Annotated in this window: 23 protein-coding genes; 7 read left to right on the top strand and 16 right to left on the bottom strand. The window is 63.3% G+C overall.

All coding sequences use genetic code 11. The annotated features are described in order from the left end of the window. Nucleotides 1-6: 6 nt before the first annotated feature. The 6 genes from atpD to ACQK2M_RS04130 all read right to left on the bottom strand — a co-directional run bounded on the left by atpD (nucleotide 7) and on the right by ACQK2M_RS04130 (nucleotide 6,012). Entirely contained in the window at nucleotides 7-1,470 is a 1,464-nt protein-coding gene (gene atpD / locus ACQK2M_RS04155; RefSeq protein WP_425416754.1) for a F0F1 ATP synthase subunit beta, read from the bottom strand. 14 nt (nucleotides 1,471-1,484) lie between these two features. Continuing rightward, nucleotides 1,485-2,366, bottom strand: coding sequence for a F0F1 ATP synthase subunit gamma (locus ACQK2M_RS04150; protein WP_425416753.1), 882 nt, complete (start codon nucleotides 2,364-2,366; stop codon nucleotides 1,485-1,487). A gap of 35 nt (nucleotides 2,367-2,401) precedes the next feature. Further along, on the bottom strand, nucleotides 2,402-3,931 hold the full coding sequence (gene atpA / locus ACQK2M_RS04145) for a F0F1 ATP synthase subunit alpha (protein ID WP_425416752.1): 1,530 nt from the start codon (nucleotides 3,929-3,931) through the stop codon (nucleotides 2,402-2,404). Continuing rightward, nucleotides 3,931-4,488 carry a F0F1 ATP synthase subunit delta gene (locus ACQK2M_RS04140; RefSeq protein WP_425416751.1) on the bottom strand — a complete coding sequence of 186 codons (558 nt, stop codon included), beginning with the start codon at nucleotides 4,486-4,488 and terminating at the stop codon, nucleotides 3,931-3,933. The genes atpA and ACQK2M_RS04140 overlap by 1 nt, the downstream gene beginning before the upstream one ends. 223 nt (nucleotides 4,489-4,711) lie before the next feature. Beyond that, a complete protein-coding gene (locus tag ACQK2M_RS04135) occupies nucleotides 4,712-5,104 on the bottom strand; it encodes a DUF4345 family protein (protein ID WP_425416750.1) in 393 nt (130 codons plus the stop codon). A 71-nt stretch (nucleotides 5,105-5,175) separates the two neighbouring features. Then, on the bottom strand, nucleotides 5,176-6,012 hold the full coding sequence (locus tag ACQK2M_RS04130) for a helix-turn-helix domain-containing protein (RefSeq protein WP_425416749.1): 837 nt from the start codon (nucleotides 6,010-6,012) through the stop codon (nucleotides 5,176-5,178). A 128-nt stretch (nucleotides 6,013-6,140) separates the two neighbouring features. Between ACQK2M_RS04130 and ACQK2M_RS04125 the strand changes: the two genes are divergently transcribed. The 4 genes from ACQK2M_RS04125 (at nucleotide 6,141) to ACQK2M_RS04110 (ending at nucleotide 8,196) form a co-directional block, all read left to right on the top strand. Next, complete coding sequence (locus tag ACQK2M_RS04125; RefSeq protein ID WP_425416748.1) at nucleotides 6,141-6,350, top strand: DUF2061 domain-containing protein; 210 nt, start codon at nucleotides 6,141-6,143, stop codon at nucleotides 6,348-6,350. Between the two features lie 162 nt (nucleotides 6,351-6,512). Further along, nucleotides 6,513-6,854 carry an ArsR/SmtB family transcription factor gene (locus ACQK2M_RS04120; protein WP_425416747.1) on the top strand — a complete coding sequence of 114 codons (342 nt, stop codon included), beginning with the start codon at nucleotides 6,513-6,515 and terminating at the stop codon, nucleotides 6,852-6,854. After that, on the top strand, nucleotides 6,851-7,324 hold the full coding sequence (locus ACQK2M_RS04115) for an SRPBCC family protein (protein WP_425416746.1): 474 nt from the start codon (nucleotides 6,851-6,853) through the stop codon (nucleotides 7,322-7,324). Before ACQK2M_RS04120 ends, ACQK2M_RS04115 begins: the two co-directional genes overlap by 4 nt. Continuing rightward, a complete protein-coding gene (locus tag ACQK2M_RS04110; protein WP_425416745.1) occupies nucleotides 7,321-8,196 on the top strand; it encodes an SRPBCC family protein in 876 nt (291 codons plus the stop codon). Before ACQK2M_RS04115 ends, ACQK2M_RS04110 begins: the two co-directional genes overlap by 4 nt. 9 nt (nucleotides 8,197-8,205) lie before the next feature. Here ACQK2M_RS04110 and ACQK2M_RS04105 read toward each other — a convergent pair whose 3' ends face one another. After that, nucleotides 8,206-10,392 carry a primosomal protein N' gene (locus ACQK2M_RS04105; RefSeq protein WP_425416744.1) on the bottom strand — a complete coding sequence of 729 codons (2,187 nt, stop codon included), beginning with the start codon at nucleotides 10,390-10,392 and terminating at the stop codon, nucleotides 8,206-8,208. Nucleotides 10,393-10,477: 85 nt separating this feature from the next. Between ACQK2M_RS04105 and fsa the strand changes: the two genes are divergently transcribed. Further along, entirely contained in the window at nucleotides 10,478-11,131 is a 654-nt protein-coding gene (fsa, locus tag ACQK2M_RS04100; protein WP_223477424.1) for a fructose-6-phosphate aldolase, read from the top strand. Between the two features lie 29 nt (nucleotides 11,132-11,160). Here the strand turns inward: fsa and ACQK2M_RS04095 are convergent, their stop codons facing one another. From ACQK2M_RS04095 to msrA, 3 genes are all read right to left on the bottom strand, one after another. After that, on the bottom strand, nucleotides 11,161-11,682 hold the full coding sequence (locus ACQK2M_RS04095) for a hypothetical protein (protein ID WP_425416743.1): 522 nt from the start codon (nucleotides 11,680-11,682) through the stop codon (nucleotides 11,161-11,163). Between the two features lie 138 nt (nucleotides 11,683-11,820). Then, nucleotides 11,821-12,720: a 1-acyl-sn-glycerol-3-phosphate acyltransferase gene (locus tag ACQK2M_RS04090; RefSeq protein ID WP_425416742.1), complete on the bottom strand. Its 900-nt coding sequence runs from the start codon at nucleotides 12,718-12,720 to the stop codon at nucleotides 11,821-11,823. A gap of 153 nt (nucleotides 12,721-12,873) precedes the next feature. Next, nucleotides 12,874-13,521, bottom strand: a complete 648-nt coding sequence (gene msrA, locus ACQK2M_RS04085; protein WP_425416741.1) for a peptide-methionine (S)-S-oxide reductase MsrA — start codon at nucleotides 13,519-13,521, stop codon at nucleotides 12,874-12,876. 173 nt (nucleotides 13,522-13,694) lie between these two features. Between msrA and ACQK2M_RS04080 the strand changes: the two genes are divergently transcribed. Next, nucleotides 13,695-14,120 carry an OsmC family protein gene (locus ACQK2M_RS04080; RefSeq protein WP_223477428.1) on the top strand — a complete coding sequence of 142 codons (426 nt, stop codon included), beginning with the start codon at nucleotides 13,695-13,697 and terminating at the stop codon, nucleotides 14,118-14,120. A gap of 3 nt (nucleotides 14,121-14,123) precedes the next feature. On the opposite strand, the gene ACQK2M_RS04075 is transcribed toward ACQK2M_RS04080, so the two are convergent. Both ACQK2M_RS04075 and ACQK2M_RS04070 read right to left on the bottom strand, forming a co-directional pair. Further along, nucleotides 14,124-14,468, bottom strand: coding sequence for a carboxymuconolactone decarboxylase family protein (locus ACQK2M_RS04075; RefSeq protein ID WP_223477429.1), 345 nt, complete (start codon nucleotides 14,466-14,468; stop codon nucleotides 14,124-14,126). Nucleotides 14,469-14,671: 203 nt separating this feature from the next. Further along, entirely contained in the window at nucleotides 14,672-15,328 is a 657-nt protein-coding gene (locus ACQK2M_RS04070; protein WP_425416740.1) for a TetR/AcrR family transcriptional regulator, read from the bottom strand. A gap of 453 nt (nucleotides 15,329-15,781) precedes the next feature. Between ACQK2M_RS04070 and ACQK2M_RS04065 the strand changes: the two genes are divergently transcribed. Next, complete coding sequence (locus ACQK2M_RS04065) at nucleotides 15,782-16,438, top strand: transglycosylase domain-containing protein (protein WP_425416739.1); 657 nt, start codon at nucleotides 15,782-15,784, stop codon at nucleotides 16,436-16,438. Between the two features lie 26 nt (nucleotides 16,439-16,464). Here ACQK2M_RS04065 and ACQK2M_RS04060 read toward each other — a convergent pair whose 3' ends face one another. From ACQK2M_RS04060 to sdhA, 4 genes are all read right to left on the bottom strand, one after another. Continuing rightward, a complete protein-coding gene (locus ACQK2M_RS04060) occupies nucleotides 16,465-17,106 on the bottom strand; it encodes a YceH family protein (RefSeq protein ID WP_425416738.1) in 642 nt (213 codons plus the stop codon). 100 nt (nucleotides 17,107-17,206) lie between these two features. Continuing rightward, entirely contained in the window at nucleotides 17,207-17,986 is a 780-nt protein-coding gene (locus ACQK2M_RS04055; RefSeq protein ID WP_425416737.1) for a succinate dehydrogenase iron-sulfur subunit, read from the bottom strand. 16 nt (nucleotides 17,987-18,002) lie between these two features. After that, entirely contained in the window at nucleotides 18,003-18,440 is a 438-nt protein-coding gene (locus ACQK2M_RS04050) for a DUF3052 domain-containing protein (RefSeq protein WP_425416736.1), read from the bottom strand. Between the two features lie 2 nt (nucleotides 18,441-18,442). Further along, entirely contained in the window at nucleotides 18,443-20,278 is a 1,836-nt protein-coding gene (gene sdhA / locus ACQK2M_RS04045; RefSeq protein WP_223477435.1) for a succinate dehydrogenase flavoprotein subunit, read from the bottom strand. Between the last annotated feature and the right edge of the window lie 13 nt (nucleotides 20,279-20,291).

Below are 20,291 nucleotides of genomic sequence, written 5' to 3'. Positions count from 1 at the left end.
GTCCTATCAGGCCGCCTCGGCGGCCAGCTTCTGTGCCTTCTCGACGGCTTCCTCGATGGAGCCGACCATGTAGAAGGCAGCTTCCGGGAGATGGTCGTATTCGCCTTCGACGAGGCCCTTGAAGCCCTTGATCGTGTCGGCGAGATCGACCAGCTTGCCCGGCGAACCAGTGAAGACCTCGGCCACGAAGAACGGCTGCGACAGGAAGCGCTCGACCTTGCGCGCGCGCGCCACGGTCAGCTTGTCCTCTTCGGAGAGCTCGTCCATGCCCAGGATGGCGATGATGTCCTGAAGCGACTTGTAGCGCTGCAGCGTCTGCTGCACCTGACGGGCCACTTCATAGTGCTCTTCACCAACCACCTGCGGGTCGAGCATGCGCGACGAGGAATCGAGCGGATCGACGGCCGGGTAGATGCCCTTCTCGGCGATCGAGCGGTTGAGAACCGTCGTCGCATCAAGGTGGGCGAACGAGGTCGCCGGCGCCGGGTCGGTCAGGTCGTCGGCGGGCACGTAAATGGCCTGCACCGAGGTGATCGAACCCTTGGTCGTGGTGGTGATGCGTTCCTGCAGCGCGCCCATGTCGGTCGCGAGCGTCGGCTGGTAACCCACGGCCGAAGGAATACGGCCGAGAAGCGCCGACACTTCCGAACCCGCCTGGGTGAAGCGGAAGATGTTATCGACGAAGAACAGAACGTCCTGACCCTGATCGCGGAAATACTCGGCGATGGTCAGGCCGGTCAGACCGACGCGGGCACGCGCACCGGGCGGCTCGTTCATCTGGCCGTAGACAAGCGCGGCCTTCGAGCCCTCGCCGCCGCCTTCCTTGTTCACGCCGGATTCGACGAACTCGTGGTAGAGGTCGTTGCCCTCACGGGTACGCTCGCCGACGCCGGCGAAAACCGAGTAGCCGCCATGCGCCTTCGCGATGTTGTTGATCAGTTCCTGGATGAGAACGGTCTTGCCGACGCCCGCGCCGCCGAACAGGCCGATCTTGCCGCCCTTGGCGTAGGGAGCGAGGAGATCGAGGACCTTGATGCCCGTGACGAGAATTTCGGCTTCCGTCGACTGGTCGACATATTCCGGCGCCGGCTGGTGAATGCCGCGCATCTCTTCGCCATTGACCGGGCCGGCTTCGTCCACCGGCTCGCCGATGACGTTGATGATGCGGCCGAGCATTTGCGGGCCGACCGGAACCTGGATCGGAGCGCCCGTATCGACAACCGTCTGTCCGCGCACGAGACCCTCGGTGGAGTCCATCGCGATGCAACGCACCGTGTGCTCGCCGAGGTGCTGCGCGACCTCGAGAACGAGGCGCATGCCATTGTTGTCGGTCTCAAGCGCGTTGAGGATCTGCGGCAGATGGTCGGTGAACTGAACGTCCACGACGGCGCCGATGACCTGTGCGACCTTGCCTTCGGGGCCCTTGGCCAACTTCACGGCGGCCGGTTTTTTCGCTGCTGCTTTTGCCATCGTGTTACCTTTCCTTAGAGCGCTTCCGCGCCAGAAATAATTTCAATCAGTTCCTTGGTGATCTGGGCCTGGCGCTGGCGGTTGTAGTCCAGCGTCAGCTTGTCGATCATTTCGCCGGCATTGCGCGTCGCGTTGTCCATGGCGGACATGCGCGCGCCCTGCTCGGACGCGGAATTCTCGAGCAACGCCCGAAACACCTGTACCGAGATGTTGCGCGGGATCAGATCCGAAAGGATCGCGGCGGCATCCGGCTCGTATTCATAGGCTGCATCGCCGCCCGTTTCGGCGTCGCTGTCGCCGCCGGCGGAGGCGGGGATCAGCTGCTGCGCGGTCGGCAACTGCGAAATCACCGACTTGAACTCGGAATAGAACAGCGTGCAGACGTCGAACTCGCCCTTTTCGAACAGGTCGATCACCTGCTTGCCGATCGCGTCCGCGTCGGAGAAGCCAAGCCTCTTGACGTCGCGCAGATCGACACGGTCGATGATGTGGCTGCCGAGGTCGCGGCGAAGGATATCGTAGCCCTTCTTGCCGACGGTGATGATCTTGACCGTTTTGCCCTGGCCGAGAAGCTTGCGGGCGTGGTCACGGGCAAGACGCGCAATCGACGAGTTGAAGCCGCCGCACAGGCCGCGCTCAGCGGTGCAGACGACCAGCAGATGCGTGTCGCTCGCGCCGGTACCGGCCATCAGCTTCGGCGCATCGTCGGCGTCGCCAAGCGTCTGGGCGATGTTCGCGAGAACCGCACCCATGCGCTGCGAATAGGGACGCGCCGCTTCCGCGGCTTCCTGCGCGCGCCGCAGCTTCGCCGCGGCCACCATCTGCATCGCCTGCGTGATCTTCTGGGTCGACTTGACCGAAGAAATGCGGCTTCGAAGGTCCTTGAGTGAAGGCATGCCGGATCGTTCCGTTTGCTAGTTTCGGTCCGCCCTTACGCGAAGGTTTTCGCGTATGCGTCGATCTGAGCCTTCAGCTTTTCCTCGATCTCGTCGGAGAGCTTCTGCTCGGTGCGGATCGCTTCAAGCACATCCTTGCCTTCCGAACGCATATGCGCGAGCAGGCCCTGCTCGAACTTGCCGACATCGGAAACGGCGAGGGTGTCGAGATATCCCTTCACGCCCGCATAGATCACCGCGACCTGCTCTTCCGTCTTCAGCGGCGAGAACTGCGGCTGCTTCAGGAGTTCGGTCAGGCGCGCGCCGCGGTTGAGCAGGCGCTGCGTGGCGGCGTCGAGGTCGGAGCCGAACTGCGCGAAGGCAGCCATCTCGCGGTACTGCGCGAGCTCGCCCTTGATGGAGCCGGCAACCTGCTTCATCGCCTTGATCTGCGCGGCGGAGCCGACGCGAGACACCGACAGGCCGACGTTCACGGCCGGACGGATGCCCTGGAAGAAGAGGTCGGTCTCGAGGAAGATCTGACCGTCGGTGATCGAGATCACGTTGGTCGGAATGAAGGCCGAGACGTCGTTGCCCTGGGTTTCGATGATCGGCAGAGCCGTCAGCGAGCCAGCGCCATGATCCTCGTTCAGCTTCGCGGCGCGTTCCAGCAGGCGCGAGTGCAGATAGAAGACGTCGCCCGGATAGGCTTCGCGGCCCGGCGGACGGCGCAGCAGCAGGGACATCTGTCGGTAGGCCACGGCCTGCTTGGACAGATCGTCATAGCCGATCAGGGCGTGCATGCCGTTGTCGCGGAAATATTCGCCGATGGTGCAGCCGGCGAACGGCGCGAGATACTGCATCGGAGCCGGATCGGATGCCGTCGCGGCGATGACGACGGAATATTCCATCGCGCCACGCTCTTCGAGCACCTTCACGAACTGGGCGACGGTGGAGCGCTTCTGGCCGACGGCGACGTAGACGCAGAAAAGCTTCTCCTTTTCCGGGCCGTTGTCGTGGATCGGCTTCTGGTTGAGGAAGGTATCGAGAATGATCGCGGTCTTGCCGGTCTGGCGGTCGCCGATGACGAGCTCGCGCTGGCCGCGGCCGACCGGGATCAGGGCGTCGATGGCTTTCAGGCCGGTCGACATCGGCTCGTGCACCGACTTGCGCGGCATGATGCCGGGCGCCTTGACGTCGACGCGCTTGCGCTCTTTCGACTTGATCGGGCCCTTGCCGTCGATCGGGTTGCCGAGCGCATCGACGACGCGGCCGAGCAGTTCCTTGCCAACCGGCACGTCAACGATGGCGCCGGTCCGCTTGACCGTGTCGCCTTCCTTGATGTCACGGTCGGAACCGAAGATCACGACGCCGACATTGTCGGCTTCGAGGTTCAGGGCCATACCGCGAATGCCGCCGGGGAATTCGACCATCTCACCGGCCTGGACATTGTCGAGACCGTAGACGCGGGCGATGCCGTCACCGACGGACAGCACGGACCCGACTTCGGAAACTTCAGCTTCCTGTCCGAAATTCTTGATCTGGTCCTTAAGGATTGCGGAAATTTCCGCGGCGCGAATATCCATCAGCCGACCTCTTTAAGCGCGAGCTTCATTGAAGACAATTTGGTGCGAAGCGACGTGTCGATCTGGCGCGAGCCGATCTTGACGATCAGTCCACCCAGAAGCGAAGGATCGACGGTCAGGTCGATCTCCACGTCTTTGCCGGCGACGTCCTTCAACGTCGCCTTCAGATCCTTTTCCTGCGCGGCGGTCAGCTTGAAGGCGCTGGTGACCTGCGCAGTAACGATACCCTTGTGATCGTCGACGATCGCCCGGAACGCCTTGATCATGCCCGGCAGGGCGAAGAGGCGACGATTCGACGCGACGACTTTCAGGAAGTTTCCGAAAACCCCGTCGAGGCCGGCCTTGTCGGCGATCGCGGTGATCGCCCGGAGTTGTTCGCCGGTCGAAAAGACCGGGCTGCCGATCAGGCGCCGCAGGTCTTCGCTTTCCGCGATCAGGGATTCAAGAGCGCCCAGCTGCTCCTCGACCTTGCCCAGCGAACCGGAGTCCAAAGCGATATCGAAAAGGGATTGAGCGTATCGTGAGGCAACTCCGGAAGTGAGAGATGATTTGGCCACTGGCGATCGCTTCTCTGTCTAACCTCGATGCGCACGCAAAACGGAGCCGATGGGCTGTGCGCAACGCATTGATCTTGTTGATATTTCAGAATCGCAACATGGTACGGCAGTCGCACCCCGCCTGCGAATTGCGAGCCGTCTAGCACATGCTTTTAGCGGGTGCAACACGACGGCACCCGCCTTTTGTCGCAGGAACCGCCGATTTTGGCGCGAAAAGAAGCGCCTAGCGCACGATTCCGAAAGCGTAAAGGAGTGGCGCAATGGCCAGCGTCGCCTCGATGGAAATGGAAATCCAGTTGAACGACGAGTTGCCCCGATCGAACACGATCGAGACCAGCCGCCCGAGCGCGGTGAAGGCCCAGCCCGCGCCCAGCACCATCCAGACGAAGGGCTGATTGAACGCGATCGCGACGAGCGACGTGCCGAGATAGAAGCCCGCGATCGTCGCCCGGCTCTCGGATACCGCCTCCGGAATCCCTTCCTCCGTTCTCAGCCGCATGATGCGGAAGGAAAGGCGCGGCGCGAAGAAGCACAGCAGTCCGAAAAACAGTGTAACGAGGGCCGAAGCCCAGGCCAGCCATTCGCCAGGCGATTGAGGAGGGATAATGGAGATCATGACGCGATATCGGCTTTCCGGTTTCTGCCTGCGCAATATGTATCGGGGATACGCGGGGTAAAGACCACCCGTCAGAGATAGGACAGGATTTCTTCGGGAACAGATCGCGCATCGATATCCGATTCGCGCACGAGCTGGTCGAAATGCTGTGTCAGGGCGCGCACCTGGCGGGTCTCGCGGAACACCATGTAGAACTGCCCGACATAGACAACGGCGAGCAAGGGGCCGAAAACCGTGACAGGCGCCGAGAAAACGCGCTTGCTATCGTAGAGATAGACCCTCAGCGACGGGTAGAGCCGGGCGCAGGTCTCCGCCATGGCCTCGATCTGCCGCCGCGCCACGTCGCGCGACAGGCCCTTCCAGTAGCCCTCGCAGCGCGCCAGCGATTCCACCATGTCGCGCGCGACACAGATCTCGTAGTCGCAGCCCGGCGCGCGCAGCCACTCCACCGTGTCGCGCAAAGACTGCATCGCCTGTTCCGGCGTCTTGGCGATAAAGGCGGCGTACTCCCAGCCCAGCACCTCCTCCGTCTTCAGCATTTCGGGCAGCGTCGCCGATACGTGACGGATCTTGTGTCCGGCCGCTTCCCGGTGCCAGGCGATGATCTGGTCGTCCGCCGGAGTCCGGTTGGCGTCGGCGATGCGAAAGCTGGCCGATAGCAGGTCGGCGGCGGTTTCGCTGCGCTCGGTCAGGCCGAGCAGCCAATCGGCGCTGACGCCGAGCGCCGAAGCGAACTCCGCGGCGAGATGCGCGTTCGGAAGGCGCGGATCGTCACCGTTCAGCAGCTGCGCGACCGTCGACCGATCGACTCCGCATTCCCGCGCCAGCCCGCTGCGCGACAAACCGCTCGCCGCCATGCGTTCGCTGACGCGTTTTCGAAAGAGGTCTGCCCGTTCTTGCTTGCGCATGCTGGATAATTACCGCTCATGGTGATTATTATCAACATTCGCGAAAATAGTTTCGAAAATACCAAATTGCCGTCATTGCCCCGGACGCCTAGGTCGCTGATGCAACCCCGAACCGAAAGCAACAGCAAATGGACACGAAAATCCGGACCATCGCCAAGGCAGTCACCTGGCAAATCCTCGGCCTCATCTCGATGTGCGCACTCGGATTCTGGCAGACCGGCTCGATCGGCGGAGCGCTCACGCTCGCCTTTTCCGCCAGCCTGATGAGCATCGGAGTCTATTTCCTGCACGAACGCGCCTGGGGCCGCATCCGGTGGGGACGCAGCGCGCGGGCGTGAGGATGAAGCGACCAGCGCGCGATCCGTAGCCACTTTTGATTGCGAGCTTTTTCCCGATAGCGCCGTGACCACCGACCGCTCGGTCCCGACCGTTCACCACATTACTTAGCCGATCGACGAAGTTTTTCTTGCGCGCTCGTCCACCGGATGATAGTTAGCGACATGGCTAAGCATGATGTCGATCTTTCGCCGCTCTTCCACGCACTTGCCGACCCAACCCGTCGGGCGATGCTCACCCGGCTCGCCGAAGCGCCTGCACGGGTAACGGAACTGGCAGAGCCGACGGGCCTGAAGTTGCCGACCGTGATGCGACACCTCTCGGTGCTTGAGGAAGCGGGGCTGATCACCACGTCCAAAGATGGACGGGTGCGCACCTGCGCCATCGTGCCCGAGGCATTTCAACCGGTCCGCCGCTGGCTCGACGAACAGCGGGCCATCTGGGAGGCGCGGCTCGACCGCCTCGATGCCTATGTGATGACTCTGATGAAGGAACGCGAAACGTGAAACCGGACCTCGACCCAAATACCGACCTGAGCTTTACCCGCACCTTGGCGGCGCCACGGCGGCTGATCTGGGAATGCTGGACGAAGCCGGAGCATATTCCCCACTTCTTCGTCCCTCTCCCGCACAAGGTGACAGCGGTGGATATCGATCTGCGGGTCGGCGGGAAGTTCGACACGACATTCGATGTCGAAGGCCAGGTGATGGAGAACCGGGGCGTCTATCTGGAAATCGTGGACGGCGAGAAGCTCGTTTTCACCGATGCCTACACGGAGGGCTGGAAGCCCGCGCCCGATCCTTTCATGACCGCGATCCTGCTGCTGGCGGATGCGCCGGACGGCGGCACGACCTACACGGCGATCGCCCGGCATCGCAATCCCGACAGCTGCAAGACGCATGAGGACATGGGCTTTTACGACGGCTGGGGCACCGTTGCGACACAGCTCGAAGCCTACGCGAAGGAATTGATGTGACGACCCGCGACTTTGCCACCCTGACATTCGAGCGCGACATCGCCGCACCGCCAACCGCCGTTTGGGAAGCCTGGACTGCCCCTGCCGCGCGGGCGATCTGGGCACCGCCATCGCCCTCGGTCACCGTGGAGTTCCTTGAAGCCGATACCAGGGTCGGCGGCCGGGAGATATCGCTCTGCAAGGTCGCCGGACAGCCCGATTTCCGTTGCGAAATCGGCTGGCTCGCATTGGAGCCGACTGCGTCCAGCGTGAATTACGAGGTGATCTCGTGCGAAGGAGCGACGCAGTCGGCCGCATTGGTGACGGCCGCTGTCTCCGGCGACGGCGACCGCACCCGGCTCGTCGTAACGGTCCAGCTTTCCTCGCTGGCCGGGGATATGGAAGCCGGCTACCGCGAGGGCTTCGGAGCCGGGCTGGACAATCTTGCCGGCGTGGCCGAGCGAACCATGGTGCTGCAGCGGGTCATTCAAGCGCCCCGGTCCGTGGTCTGGGGCGCATGGATGAACCCCGAAACGCTGCCGCAATGGTGGGGACCGGAAGGCTTTTCCTGTCGAACGCAGCGGATCGATCTGCGCGAGGGCGGCGAATGGGTGTTCGACATGATCGGCCCCGACGGCACGGTCTTTCCGAACCACCACCTCTATAACGAGGTCCGGCCCGAGGAACGGTTCGGCTACGCCCTGCTGTGGGGAGAAAACGGACCGAAACATGCCGATGCCTGGGCCTCGTTCGAGGATCAGGACGGGGCGACGAAAGTCACGCTTGGCATGGTGTTCAGCTCCGCGGCCGAATTCCAGCAGGCCAAGGGCTTCGGCGCCCTGGAACTGGGTTACCAGACGCTCGGCAAGCTGGAGCGCTTCATCACATCCTGAACGGCACTCTCAAAGGAACGACTGCGGGTCGATATCCACGCTGACGCGCACCGAGCCGCGCGGACGCGGAGCACTGGCGATCAAGGCGCGCAGGAAAGCCTGCATGTTCGCGCGTTCGGGCCCATGCACCAGGATGCGGAATCGATGCCTGCCCCGGATCAGCGCCAGCGGCGCTTCGGCCGGGCCGAGCACCATGATTTCGCCGAACGGCGCGGCGGCGCGCAGGGCCCGGCCATGATTTTCCGCCTCGGCGCGGCTGTTGGCCGAGATGATGATCGAGGCAAGCCGGCCGAATGGCGGCAGTTGACCGCGCTCCCGCTCGGCGATCTGGTTGGCGTAGAAGGCGTCGGCATCGCCCGACACGATGGCGCGCATCGCCGGATGCTCAGGCTGGAAGGTCTGGATCAGACCGAGGCTCTTCTTGCCGGTTCGCCCCGCGCGGCCGGTCACCTGGCTCAACAACTGGAACGTCCGCTCGGCGGCACGCGGATCGCCATTCGCCAAGCCAAGGTCCGCATCGACCACGCCGACCAGCGTCATGTTCGGGAAATTGTGCCCCTTCGCGACCAATTGCGTGCCGATCACGATATCGACCTCGCCCTTTGCGATCGCCTCGAGTTCGAGCCGCAGCCGCTTCACGCCGCCCAGCATGTCCGACGAGAGGACGATGGCGCGCGCATCCGGAAAGGCTTCGACGACTTCCTCCGCGATGCGCTCGATACCCGGCCCGCAGGCGACGAGATGATCGAGTGTGCCGCATTCCGGACACGCCTCGGGAACCGGCTCGTGATGGCCGCAATGATGGCACAGAAGCTGGCCGCGGAACCGGTGCTCGACGAGCCAGCTCGAACAGTCGGGACATTCGAAACGATGCCCGCAAACCCGGCAAAGTGTCAGCGGGGCATAGCCGCGGCGGTTCAGGAACAGGATCGCCTGCTCGCCACGCTCCACCGCCGCGCCGACCGCCTTCACAAGCGGCGGCGACAGGAACTTGCCGCGCGCCGGCGGCGTTCGGCGCATATCGATGGTGGCGAGTTCCGGCAGGGCGGCCTCGGCGAATCGCCGTGACAGCTTCACGTGGCGATACCGCCCTGTCTCGGCATTGTACCGGGTTTCCACCGATGGCGTGGCGCTCGACAGGATGACGGGAAAACCACCGATATGGCCGCGCACCACGGCCATGTCGCGCGCATGATAGACGACGCGTTCCTCCTGCTTGTAGGCGGGGTCGTGTTCCTCGTCGACGACGATCAGTCCGAGATCGGAGAACGGCAGGAACAATGCCGAGCGCGCACCGGCAACGACACGCACGCGCCCGTCCGCCACCTGCCGCCACACCCGTTCGCGCGTCTTCGGCGCCAGATCGGAATGCCATTCCGCCGGCGGCGCGCCGAACCGGTCGTGGAAGCGCTCCAGGAAGGAATGCGTCAGCGAGATTTCCGGCAGGAGAACGAGAACCTGCCTGCCCTTTTCCAGAGCCGCCGCGATTGCCTCGAAATAGACTTCCGTTTTGCCGGAGCCGGTCACGCCGTCAAGCAGCGACACCGAGAAACCGCCTTCGCGGACGGGGGCGGCGATCGTTTCGGCCGCCGCTTGCTGATCGCCTGACAGCCGCGGCGCACCGTATGTAGGATCTGGTCGCGCCACGACCGGCACCGGCGGCAAATCGATTTCCTCGAAGGAGCCCGCCTTGAGAAGCCCGTCGACGACGGACAGCGACACGCCGGCGGCATGCGCCAGCCCGGATCGCGTCCAGCCGAAACCGTCCGATGCTGTTTCCATCACCCGCTCTCGCGCCGTCGTCATGCGCTCCGGCAATATGTCCGTGCGCCGCAGCCCCGGCGTCGGCGGCTCGGGATCGAAAGCGGCGGGAACCCGCAGCACCATGCGCGCCACCATGCCGGGCGGGGCGAGCGTGTAACGCGCGAGCCAATCCACGAACCGGCGCGTCTCCTCGCTCAGCGGCGGACAATCGAACACATGTTCAACCGCGCGCAGTTTCTTCGCATCGACATCGTCCTTGTGGTCCGCGTCCCAGACGACACCCGGCACCAGCCGCGGACCGAGAGGCACGGCGACGATCGAACCCGGCTCGACACGCATCCCCTGCGGAACCGCATAGGTATAGGGCCGCTCCGACGGAGTCGGGACGAGCACGGGGACTGTATCGGGAGCGAGCAGCGAATCTTGCTTCATTTGCCCGTGACCTTGCCCACTCTTTGGTCTAAACGGAAGCCCGATCGCAAAACCCTCAAGACGGGATCATAAAAGGGCGCAATCCATGAAATTTTTTGTCGACACCGCCGATGTGAAGGAAATCCGCGAGCTGAACGAGATCGGACTGCTCGACGGCGTGACCACCAATCCGTCCCTGATCATGAAATCGGGACGCAGCATCAAGGAGGTCACGAAAGAAATCTGCGATATCGTCGAGGGACCGGTCTCCGCCGAGGTCACGGCGCTCGATTTCGAAGGCATGATGAAGGAAGCCGACATCCTGTCGAAGATCGCCGACAATATCTGCATCAAGGTTCCGTTGACTTTCGACGGCCTGAAGGCGTGCAAGGCGATCACGGGCGACGGCCGCAAGGTCAATGTGACACTGTGCTTCTCGGCCAACCAGGCGCTTCTAGCCGCCAAGGCCGGCGCGACCTTCATTTCGCCCTTCATCGGGCGTCTCGACGACCTCGCCATCGACGGCATGGAACTGATCGCCGATATCCGTACGATCTACAACAATTACGGGTTCCAGACCGAGATCCTCGCAGCGTCGATCCGTACCGTGAACCATGTCAGGGAAGCGGCCCTGATCGGTGCTGATGTGGCGACGGTTCCGCCCGCGACGCTGAAGGCGCTGGTCAAGCACACCCTGACGGACAAGGGCATCGAGGCCTTCATGGCCGACTGGGCGAAGACCGGCCAGTCCATCGCCTGACCCGCGGAGGCTTCGGCCTCCGCCTTTCATCAGACCTCGAGACGCGCGACCAGCGTTCGCAACAGCTGCTCGCGATGCGCCGACGTTCCCGTTGCCGGGTCGATGACCGTCTCCGCGATCGCCAGAAGCTGTCCGCGTTCGGCGGGCGTCAGCGTTTGCTTGAGATAGGGCGCGACATGACGCAACGCGGTGCTGGCTTCGGCGCATTGGCCGGCCGCCCACTTGCCATAGATCACCGCCTCGTCAACCAGGGCCGGACTGCCGGCGACCGGCAACAGCGTCTCGCGCAATCGATGCTCAGCCGTGTCGTCGAACACGCCCTGGTCCTGCGCCATCGCGATGACCACGGTCGCCGCGCCGACGACGGGATCGTCAATGGCCGCGAAAGGGCTTTCCGCGGCGCGATTGCGGAATCTGCGTCTCTTCGCCGCGCCATGGGCGCGCCCCGCCGCATCGGCGATAGTGCGAACCGCAACCCCCGCCGCCCTGAGGCGATACCACCAGAAAAGGCCTGCGCCGAGCAGACCGAGAAGTGTAATGACGACGTGCATCCGGTTTTCCTCCGGCTGAGAACGGGATTTGCGCCCAGCCTTGCGTGGAAAACGGGAACGGGTCTGTGCGCGAGCGCACATGCGGCCCCGGCGGCTATCGGTCTGAAATGATGGAAGCGCCCGCCGAGACGGAGGGTATCAGCCGGCGAATTCGGCTTCGGCGTCGTCGCGCAGAACATGTTCGCAATGGTTTTGCATGCGAACCGTCAGGTCCTGAACGTCGCCTTCCAGCATGTCGGGTTCGATCGGCTTGCCGATCGTCATGCGGAAGTTCTGGCCCTTCTTGTTGAGCAGCTCGTGGAACACCGTCATGTCCCGCAATTCGGGCGTGCGATGCGACAGCAGGTAGAAGAGCTTCGAATTGCGCGAACTCATATGCATCGGGATCACCGGCACATTGTAGCGCTTGGCCATGTGCACGCCGGTCGCCTGCCACGCGCGCTCATGCAGCCCGCCCTTCGCCCAATAGGCGATGCGGCCCGAGGGAAACAGGATGATCGCCCGGCCGTCCGAGAAGGCCCGGCTGGTGCGCACCAGCGTCTCGCGGCTTTTCGCATGCGATTTCTCGGTGGTCCGCCATTCGACCGGGATGATGATTTCCGACAGACGCTGGTTGACCCGGATCGCGTCGCGATTGGCGAAGAAGACGAGATCGGGACGCGTGTCCTTGATCATGTCGTAAACGGCGACGCCATCGGCAATGCCTGTCGGATGGTTCGAGACGAGGATGAACGCGCCTTCGGAGGGAAGGTTTTCCTTGCCCTCGACGGTGACATCGAGCTCCAGCATTCGGCTGACATATTCGAAACACTCGATGCCGCTGAGCTCCGCGACCTCGTCGGCCATGCGAACGGCCTGATCGTAATAGAGGACCTTGTAGAGCGCCGGCCGGATCAGCGGCCACATCGGATGCTTGATCAGCGTCTGGCCACGCTCCTCGATCAGCTGATCCACGATGTGGCGGTCTTTCAGCACACGGGAATCCGCCCGACCCGTCACGATGTCGGAGAAAGTCGAAGATGCGCTCTGGAATTCCATGGCCATGTGTCCGGTGGGCGTCGTCGCCGTCCTCTCACCGATTTGTATATCGATAGTATGACACATCCGCCAATACAGTGAAGCGTCACGCTGCGACATATTATGCCACAGCGTGAATTTCAAAGAAATAATAGTGCGTTAACGACGGTAACGTCAGCTGCCGGCTTTTTCGACCCCGCGAAAGGCCTGCGCGCCCCACAGCTCTCTCACACGCGCATCGCGGCCGCATCCCTTGCGGTAGCCCTTGTAGGCCTTGGCGCGGGTGACGATTCCGAATCGGCTCAGCACCTTCTCCTGGCTGAGATAATAGTCCTGATGGTAATCCTCGGCCTTCCAGAAGGTCGCAGGCCCCTCGACCGGCGTCACGACCGGCTTCCCGAGCGTCTCCTGCGCGTCGGCGATCGCCTCGCGGGCCGCTTCCGCCTCCTCGCTGGTGCCCGCATGGATCGCGGTCGTGTAGCTGTGGCCGCGGTCGCAGAACTGTCCGCCGGCATCGGTCGGGTCGATGGTGCGAAGGAAATTCGTCACCAGTGTGCGATAATCCGTCCTGGTGTCGTCGTAATCGACCTTGACGACCTCGCGGTGCTTGCCGTGGTCGCGGTAGGTCGGATTGTCCATCTCGCCGCCCGCATAGCCCGACGTCGTCGCGACGACGCCCTCCATATGGTCGAAATCGCTTTCAACGCACCAGAAACAACCACCGGCGACAACCAGGGATTTGGTTTCGGCGGAAGCAGGCATGGCGGTCAGGGCCGTTGCGGCCAGCGACAGCGCAGCAATCGTCTTTTTGAGCAAGGTCATCGGATGTCCTCCGTTCGTGTTCCTGCATCCTCACATGGAGCACCCATTTCACAATGCCGACCCCGCGCCCAATCAGATTTGAACACGCTTGCGTGAGCAATATTTTTGATCGCGGCTTGAACCGAAGGCCGGGTACAGCAGTTAGACTCCCGAATTCACAAAAGGAGACCAACATGAAACGCCATGCTTCAGCCGTCTGGGAAGGCAATCTTCAGGAGGGCAAAGGTCGCCTGACGACGCAGAGCGGCGCGCTCAACGACAAGCGCTACGACTTCCGCACCCGTTTCGAGGATGAGGACGGCACAGCCGGCACCAATCCGGAAGAACTGATCGCCGCGGCACATGCCGGGTGCTTCGCAATGCAGCTGTCGCATTTCCTCGCGGAAAACGGCACGCCGGCAGACAAGCTCGAGGCGAAAGCAACCGTGGAAGTGGTGCCCGGCGAGGGTATCAAGGGCAGCGCGCTGGTGCTCGAGGCCTCCGTCCCGGGCATCGAGGACGAAACCTTCCAGGAACTTGCGACCAAGGCCAAGGAAGGCTGCCCCGTTTCCGGTGCGCTGGCGGCGATCACCATCACGCTGGACGCGAAGCTGGTCTGAGCGTTACTCGCCCATGGCGTCGAAGGCGGACAACGCCTCGGCGCCATAAATCATCGACGGGCCACCGCCCATATAGAGCGCCACGGCGATCGTCTCGATCACCTCTTCGCGGGAAGCGCCATGTTTTTTCGCGGCCTTGGCGTGGAACGCGAGACAGCCGTCGCAACGCGCGGTGATGCCGATGGCGAGCGCGATGAGTTCCTTGGTTTTCGAATCGAGTGCGCCCGGCTTGATCGCCGCCTGCGCCAGAGCGCTGAAGCCCTTCGCGGGCTCCGGCATCGCCTTGCGCAGTTCCGCCATGCGCTGGTTGGTCTGATCGGTGAATGCAACCCAGTCTGTCTCGGCCATATGCCATTCCTTTCATTTTTCCGGACGTCCTATCGCGGAAACGGCGATGGCGAGTTGATGCGGGTCAAGGAGATATGTCGCGCCATCCTCGTCCCCCATCGCGGGCCAGAACTGTTCGGGAGGAACGGCGATCTCCTTCCTGGCAAGAGGAAGGGGCGGCTACTCAAGAAAGTGCCCATGCCGATCAGCCGATTTTGAAATCCTCAGACCATTCCACGGCTAGGCGCGTAGGGCGGAACGGCGGCGAGGATGTCAGCAGCAGCGGCGCGGGCGCGCGCTTCCTGCAACCCGGACGGCGCCGCATGACCGCCCAGCAGGGAAACGAGCATGTCGGTTCCGACGAGCCGGTCGAAGAAAGCGGCGGCGAGGCGGTTTCGCTTCTCCGCGCCAAGGCTCCGCGTCTCCTCCCGAAATGCGAGGAAGGCGGCCACCGCATCGCGATGCGTGCCGATCAGGGCGTGCCATGTCCTGTCCGCGAGATCGGGAAAGCGGTCCGTCTCGACTGTGACGGCGCGAAGAAGAGCGACAGTCTCCCTGTCGCCCAGCAGCGCCTGGAACCGCATGGCGCGGGCCTGCAGCGCCTCGCCGAGCGGCTGCGTCAACCCGGCGCCCGGGTCGATCCACCCCGCCTCGACGGCTCGATCGCAGGCCTGCACAACGACCGCGCGGAACAAATCGTCCTTGTCGTCGGCGTGACGATAGAGCGTCATGATCGACACTTTTGCATCCGCCGCGACGGCCTCCATCGTGGTCCCGTCGAAGCCATGCGCCATGAATTGCCGATGCGCGGCGTCAAGAATCGCGGCGCGCTTTCGCGCCATCAGCTTCGCCTTCGGGTGACCCTCAAGCCACTGTTTCATATGGTTTTTCGCTTACCGTTATATGAGAACCTATCGAATCGTCTTGGCCATACAAGACGATAGGCTTCACTCTCATAAGCGGCGCGAGAAGCGATCTGCAACCACCGCGTTGCGAGAGGCAGCCCTCTCGAATCGAAAAGCGGGGGAAAAAGGCCGCGGTTGCGAAAACTGAAAACCCGGCCGCGAAAAATTTCGGGCACCGCGATCAGAAAGAGCCGTCGAAAAATCGCTCGATCGGTCAGCGCGAGAAAACGCGTCGAGCTGCAAAATGGCACGGCGGGAAAACCCGTCACGGTAAAATCGTCACATCACGAAATCGCCGCCGCGCAAAATCCGTTTTCGTGCTCGCGAAAAAATCGGGAAATCCCTCGCCGCATTTCCGCCCGGTTGAGTGCCGAAACCCCGCCGGAAAGAATTGCCCTCGATCATCGAAAAAATGGAATAGGTCCGCAGATGAAACGTCTCGTCAAAATCGTCGCTGTCGTGGTGCTGGCAATCGTCGTCACCGGGCTTGCCTATGGCGGCAAGGGCTATCTCGACGCGCTGGCCGACGCCGACCAGTTGCGCGTACGCGCCGACGCGCTGATCGCCGACGGGCGCGGCGGCAACGGTCTGGGCGAGGGCCGGCTCGACGATCTTCTCAAAGTGCAGGACCCGGCCTTCCGCGACCATGGCGGCATCGACATGAGCACGCCCGGCGCCGGGGTCACCACGGTCACGCAGTCGCTTGCCAAGCGGCTCGCGTTCGAGAATTTCCGTCCCGGCATCGGCAAGATCCGCCAGACCGGCTACGCACTCGGCCTCGAGGCGCGGCTTTCGAAGGACGAGATCATGGCGCTCTGGCTCGATACGCTGGAGATGGGCCGCGGACCGGATGGCTGGATGACCGGGTTCTTCAACGCATCGCAGACGATTTTCGGCGCGCCGCCGGCCGAGATCGGCCGCACGGAATTTCTCAAGCTCGTTGCCGTGATGATCGCGCCGGGAAAATACGACTTGCAGGGCACCGACGCCGACCTGGAGGAAAGGACGGCGCGGATCGCGCGCCTGACGGAAGGCGAATGCGCGCCGCTCGATAATGGCGATGTCTGGCTCGAAGGCTGCCGATAGTACCGACCGGGATCACACAGGCCGCCTCACGCGCCGGCAGCATCGAGGCGCGCTTTCAGTGCGGCGACTTCCTCTTCCAGGGTCTGTACGCGTTGCTCCAGTTCCGTCATCCGGGACGGCGCCGCTTCCCGCGCCGGACTCGCAGGCGAGATATCGGCAATGTCGACGTCTCCGGACAGAAGATGCGCAAAGCGGGTCTCCCGCTGACCGGGCGCACGGCCTATCTCCTTCACCAGCGGCGGACGGCGGCCGATGAGCATGTCCAGTTCCTCCCGGACACCATCGGCGGAACCAAAACCCGTCATGCGTTCGCTGCGGGTCAGCAGTTCGTTGATCGTCTGCGGCCCGCGCAGCAGCAGCAGCGCCAGCAGCACCGATTGCGGAATCGTCAGGACGAACACGGCACTCGCCGCCTGTTCGAACCGTTCCGTGCGCGAACCGGAGGCCCGCCGGACAAGCTTTTGCTGTTCAAGCGACTCAAGCGCCCGCTGGATGTCGGCAGGCTCGAGCGCCATGACTGGCTCGCGCGACGACTTCTGGTTGGCAGCCGCCTGCAAGGCATTGAAGGTCAGCGGATAGACATCAGGCGTCAGCCGCTGCTTTTCGATCAGGCAGCCGAGGACGCGCGCTTCGACGGGATTCAGATGGGGAAGAGGTTCCTGGCTCATCCGATGATGATTAGCCGATTTGCGCACTCCGCGGCTAGGCGATTCACGCCGTTATTCCCAGGCAGGCAAAGCACAATATTCAAAGCCCGATCGCCTCGCCCTACACCCGCCGCTCTACCATCATTTTCTTGATTTCCGCGATGGCTTTCGCCGGGTTCAGACCCTTCGGGCAAGCCTGGGTGCAGTTCATGATGGTGTGGCAGCGATAGAGCCGGAACGGATCTTCCAGATTGTCGAGCCGCTCGCCGGTTGCCTCGTCCCGGCTGTCGATCAGCCAGCGATAGGCCTGCAGCAGCGCGGCCGGGCCGAGATAACGGTCGCCGTTCCACCAATAGGACGGGCAGGATGTCGAGCAGCAGGCGCAAAGAATGCACTCATAGAGGCCGTCGAGCTTGGCGCGGTCCTCGTGGGACTGGCGCCATTCCTTTTCCGGCGCCGGCGTCTTCGTTTCGAGCCACGGCTCGATGGAGGCGTGTTGGGCGTAGAAATTCGTCAGGTCGGGCACGAGATCCTTGACCACCGGCATGTGCGGCAGCGGATAGACCTTCACGACGCCGTCGACTTCCTCGACGCCCTTGGTGCAGGCCAGCGTGTTGGTGCCGTCGATATTCATTGCGCAGGAACCGCAAATGCCTTCGCGGCAGGACCGGCGCAGCGTCAGCGTCGGGTCGATCTTGTTCTTGATGTAGAGGAGACCGTCGAGCACCATCGGGCCGCAATCGTCCATGTCGACAAAATAGGTGTCGATGGACGGGTTCTTCCCGTCATCCGGGCTCCAGCGATAGATCTTGTATTCGCGCAGATTGGTCGCGCCCTCGGGCTTCGGCCAAGTCTTGCCCTGCGTGATCTTGGAGTTCTTGGGAAGTGCGAGTTCAACCATTTCTATCGGCTCCGCATCAGTGCGTTCTCAATTCCTTGCGGACGACCAGCTTCAGACCGCTCCAGACATCGGAAACGGCGCAAACCTTGACGTCGACAAGGCCGGACGGCAGCAGCGCATCGCGCACGCCATCCTCTGTAATATCGGTCGCGACCTTCGAGGCCTTCTTCGGCCACGACACCCACACCATGCCATCCGGCATGATGCGGTCGCGCAGGGTCTCGGCGTTTTCCGCCAGATCGGACTTCTCGACCGTGAAGGCATGCACGAAATCGTAGTGCCCTTCGCCCGGAAGCGCGTCCCAGCCGATCTTTTCGACAAAGGCGAATTCGCGCGCGCCGGCCAGTTCGGCAACCTCGTCGGGCAGCCCGACGAACAACGCGGCATGGCCGTCCTTCATGCCGAGCTTGTCCGGCAGGGGCTTTCCAGAATATCCGGCCGCCGCGAGTGCCATCGTCAGTACACCCGCGCCTTCGGTTCGATCTTCTTCGGGTCGATGCCGTCTGCGAGCAGTTCCGTATGAACGGGGCGATAGTCGAGCGTGACCTTGCCGGCCTCGTTGACCCAGGCCAGCGTGTGCTTGCGCCAGTTCTCGTCGTCGCGCCCGGCGAACTTGCCTTCCGCGTAGTCCTCGCGGGCGTGGCTGCCGCGGCTCTCCTTGCGGGCCTCGGCGCCGTAAACTGTGGTGATGGCGCAAGCCATCAGGTTTTCCAGCTCCAGCGTCTCGACGAGATCGGAGTTCCAGATCATCGAGCGGTCGGTGACCTTGAGATCGGAGAGTTCACCCCAGATTTCCGAAATGCGCTTGCACCCGGTCTCGAGCGATTCCTGCGTGCGGAAGACGGCGGCGTCCTCCTGCATGGCGCGCTGCATCTTCTCGCGCAGCACCGCCGTCGGCGTGCCGCCGTCGGCATGGCGCAGCTTGTCGAAGCGGGCCATGATCTTGTCGCAGGCCGCCTCGTTGACTTCGGGGATCGACGCCTCGCGGTCGATCACCTCGCCGGCGCGGATCGCCGCGGCGCGGCCGAAGACGACGAGGTCGATCAGCGAGTTCGAGCCAAGCCGGTTGGCGCCGTGAACCGACGCGCAGCCCGCCTCGCCGACAGCCATCAGGCCCGGCGCGACCGCGTCCGGACCGCCATTGGCCGGATTGAGCACCTCGCCCCAGAAATTCGTCGGGATGCCGCCCATATTGTAGTGGACGGTCGGCAGCACCGGGATCGGCTCCTTGGTCACGTCGACGCCGGCGAAAATCTTGGCGGACTCGGAAATGCCCGGCAGGCGCTCATGCAGCACGGCGGGATCGAGGTGGTCGAGATGCAGGAAGATGTGGTCCTTGTCCTTGCCAACGCCACGGCCTTCGCGGATTTCCATCGTCATGCAGCGCGAGACGACGTCGCGGGATGCGAGATCCTTGGCCGACGGCGCATAGCGCTCCATGAAGCGCTCGCCCTCGGAATTGACGAGATAGCCGCCTTCGCCGCGTGCACCCTCGGTAATCAGGCAGCCGGCGCCGTAGATGCCGGTCGGGTGGAACTGCACGAACTCCATGTCCTGCAGCGGCAGACCCGCCCGTGCGATCATTCCGTTGCCGTCGCCCGTGCAGGTATGCGCGGAGGTAGCGGAGAAATAGGCGCGCCCGTAGCCGCCGGTCGCAAGCACGACCATTTTGGCGGAGAAGCGGTGGATGGTGCCGTCGTCGAGGTTCCAGGCAACGACGCCGGTGCAGACACCGTCGTCGGACATGATCAGATCGAGCGCGAAATACTCGACGAAGAACTGCGCCTTGTTCTTGACCGACTGGCCGTAGAGCGTGTGCAGGATGGCGTGACCGGTCCGGTCCGCCGCCGCACAGGTGCGCTGCACGGGCGGGCCGTCGCCGTAATTCTGCATGTGGCCGCCGAACGGGCGCTGGTAGATCTTGCCGTCCTCGGTACGGCTGAACGGCACGCCGTAATGTTCAAGCTCGTAGACCGCCTTCGGTGCTTCCATGGCGAGATACTGCATGGCGTCGACATCGCCGAGCCAGTCGGAGCCCTTGACGGTGTCGTACATGTGCCACTGCCAGCAGTCCGGCGTCATGTTTGTCAGCGAGGCGGCGATGCCGCCCTGCGCCGCGACCGTGTGAGAGCGCGTCGGAAACACCTTGGTGATGCAGGCCGTTCTCAGCCCCTGTTCGGCCATGCCGAGCGTGGCGCGCAGACCCGCGCCACCCGCGCCGACCACGACCACGTCGAACTTGTGGTCTTCGGTGCGATAGGCCGAGCCGTTCTTGGAAGCGTCAGTATTCATCCGTATCGTTCCC

The organism is Oricola indica, assembly GCF_965227485.1.
GTDB lineage: Bacteria > Pseudomonadota > Alphaproteobacteria > Rhizobiales > Rhizobiaceae > Oricola > Oricola indica.
Note: the sequence above shows the minus strand (reverse complement) of the source record. Positions and strands in the feature narration are given on the sequence as shown.

What these genes read in the sequence shown, in the direction of transcription:
- atpD (WP_425416754.1), bottom strand. Translation starts at nt 1,470, where the DNA reads ATGGCAAAAGCAGCAGCGAAAAAACCGGCCGCCGTGAAGTTGGCCAAG.
- ACQK2M_RS04150 (WP_425416753.1), bottom strand. Translation starts at nt 2,366, where the DNA reads ATGCCTTCACTCAAGGACCTTCGAAGCCGCATTTCTTCGGTCAAGTCG.
- atpA (WP_425416752.1), bottom strand. Translation starts at nt 3,931, where the DNA reads ATGGATATTCGCGCCGCGGAAATTTCCGCAATCCTTAAGGACCAGATC.
- ACQK2M_RS04135 (WP_425416750.1), bottom strand. Translation starts at nt 5,104, where the DNA reads ATGATCTCCATTATCCCTCCTCAATCGCCTGGCGAATGGCTGGCCTGG.
- ACQK2M_RS04130 (WP_425416749.1), bottom strand. Translation starts at nt 6,012, where the DNA reads ATGCGCAAGCAAGAACGGGCAGACCTCTTTCGAAAACGCGTCAGCGAA.
- ACQK2M_RS04125 (WP_425416748.1), top strand. Translation starts at nt 6,141, where the DNA reads ATGGACACGAAAATCCGGACCATCGCCAAGGCAGTCACCTGGCAAATC.
- ACQK2M_RS04120 (WP_425416747.1), top strand. Translation starts at nt 6,513, where the DNA reads ATGGCTAAGCATGATGTCGATCTTTCGCCGCTCTTCCACGCACTTGCC.
- ACQK2M_RS04105 (WP_425416744.1), bottom strand. Translation starts at nt 10,392, where the DNA reads ATGAAGCAAGATTCGCTGCTCGCTCCCGATACAGTCCCCGTGCTCGTC.
- fsa (WP_223477424.1), top strand. Translation starts at nt 10,478, where the DNA reads ATGAAATTTTTTGTCGACACCGCCGATGTGAAGGAAATCCGCGAGCTG.
- ACQK2M_RS04095 (WP_425416743.1), bottom strand. Translation starts at nt 11,682, where the DNA reads ATGCACGTCGTCATTACACTTCTCGGTCTGCTCGGCGCAGGCCTTTTC.
- ACQK2M_RS04090 (WP_425416742.1), bottom strand. Translation starts at nt 12,720, where the DNA reads ATGGAATTCCAGAGCGCATCTTCGACTTTCTCCGACATCGTGACGGGT.
- msrA (WP_425416741.1), bottom strand. Translation starts at nt 13,521, where the DNA reads ATGACCTTGCTCAAAAAGACGATTGCTGCGCTGTCGCTGGCCGCAACG.
- ACQK2M_RS04080 (WP_223477428.1), top strand. Translation starts at nt 13,695, where the DNA reads ATGAAACGCCATGCTTCAGCCGTCTGGGAAGGCAATCTTCAGGAGGGC.
- ACQK2M_RS04075 (WP_223477429.1), bottom strand. Translation starts at nt 14,468, where the DNA reads ATGGCCGAGACAGACTGGGTTGCATTCACCGATCAGACCAACCAGCGC.
- ACQK2M_RS04070 (WP_425416740.1), bottom strand. Translation starts at nt 15,328, where the DNA reads ATGAAACAGTGGCTTGAGGGTCACCCGAAGGCGAAGCTGATGGCGCGA.
- ACQK2M_RS04065 (WP_425416739.1), top strand. Translation starts at nt 15,782, where the DNA reads ATGAAACGTCTCGTCAAAATCGTCGCTGTCGTGGTGCTGGCAATCGTC.
- ACQK2M_RS04060 (WP_425416738.1), bottom strand. Translation starts at nt 17,106, where the DNA reads ATGAGCCAGGAACCTCTTCCCCATCTGAATCCCGTCGAAGCGCGCGTC.
- ACQK2M_RS04055 (WP_425416737.1), bottom strand. Translation starts at nt 17,986, where the DNA reads ATGGTTGAACTCGCACTTCCCAAGAACTCCAAGATCACGCAGGGCAAG.
- ACQK2M_RS04050 (WP_425416736.1), bottom strand. Translation starts at nt 18,440, where the DNA reads ATGGCACTCGCGGCGGCCGGATATTCTGGAAAGCCCCTGCCGGACAAG.
- sdhA (WP_223477435.1), bottom strand. Translation starts at nt 20,278, where the DNA reads ATGAATACTGACGCTTCCAAGAACGGCTCGGCCTATCGCACCGAAGAC.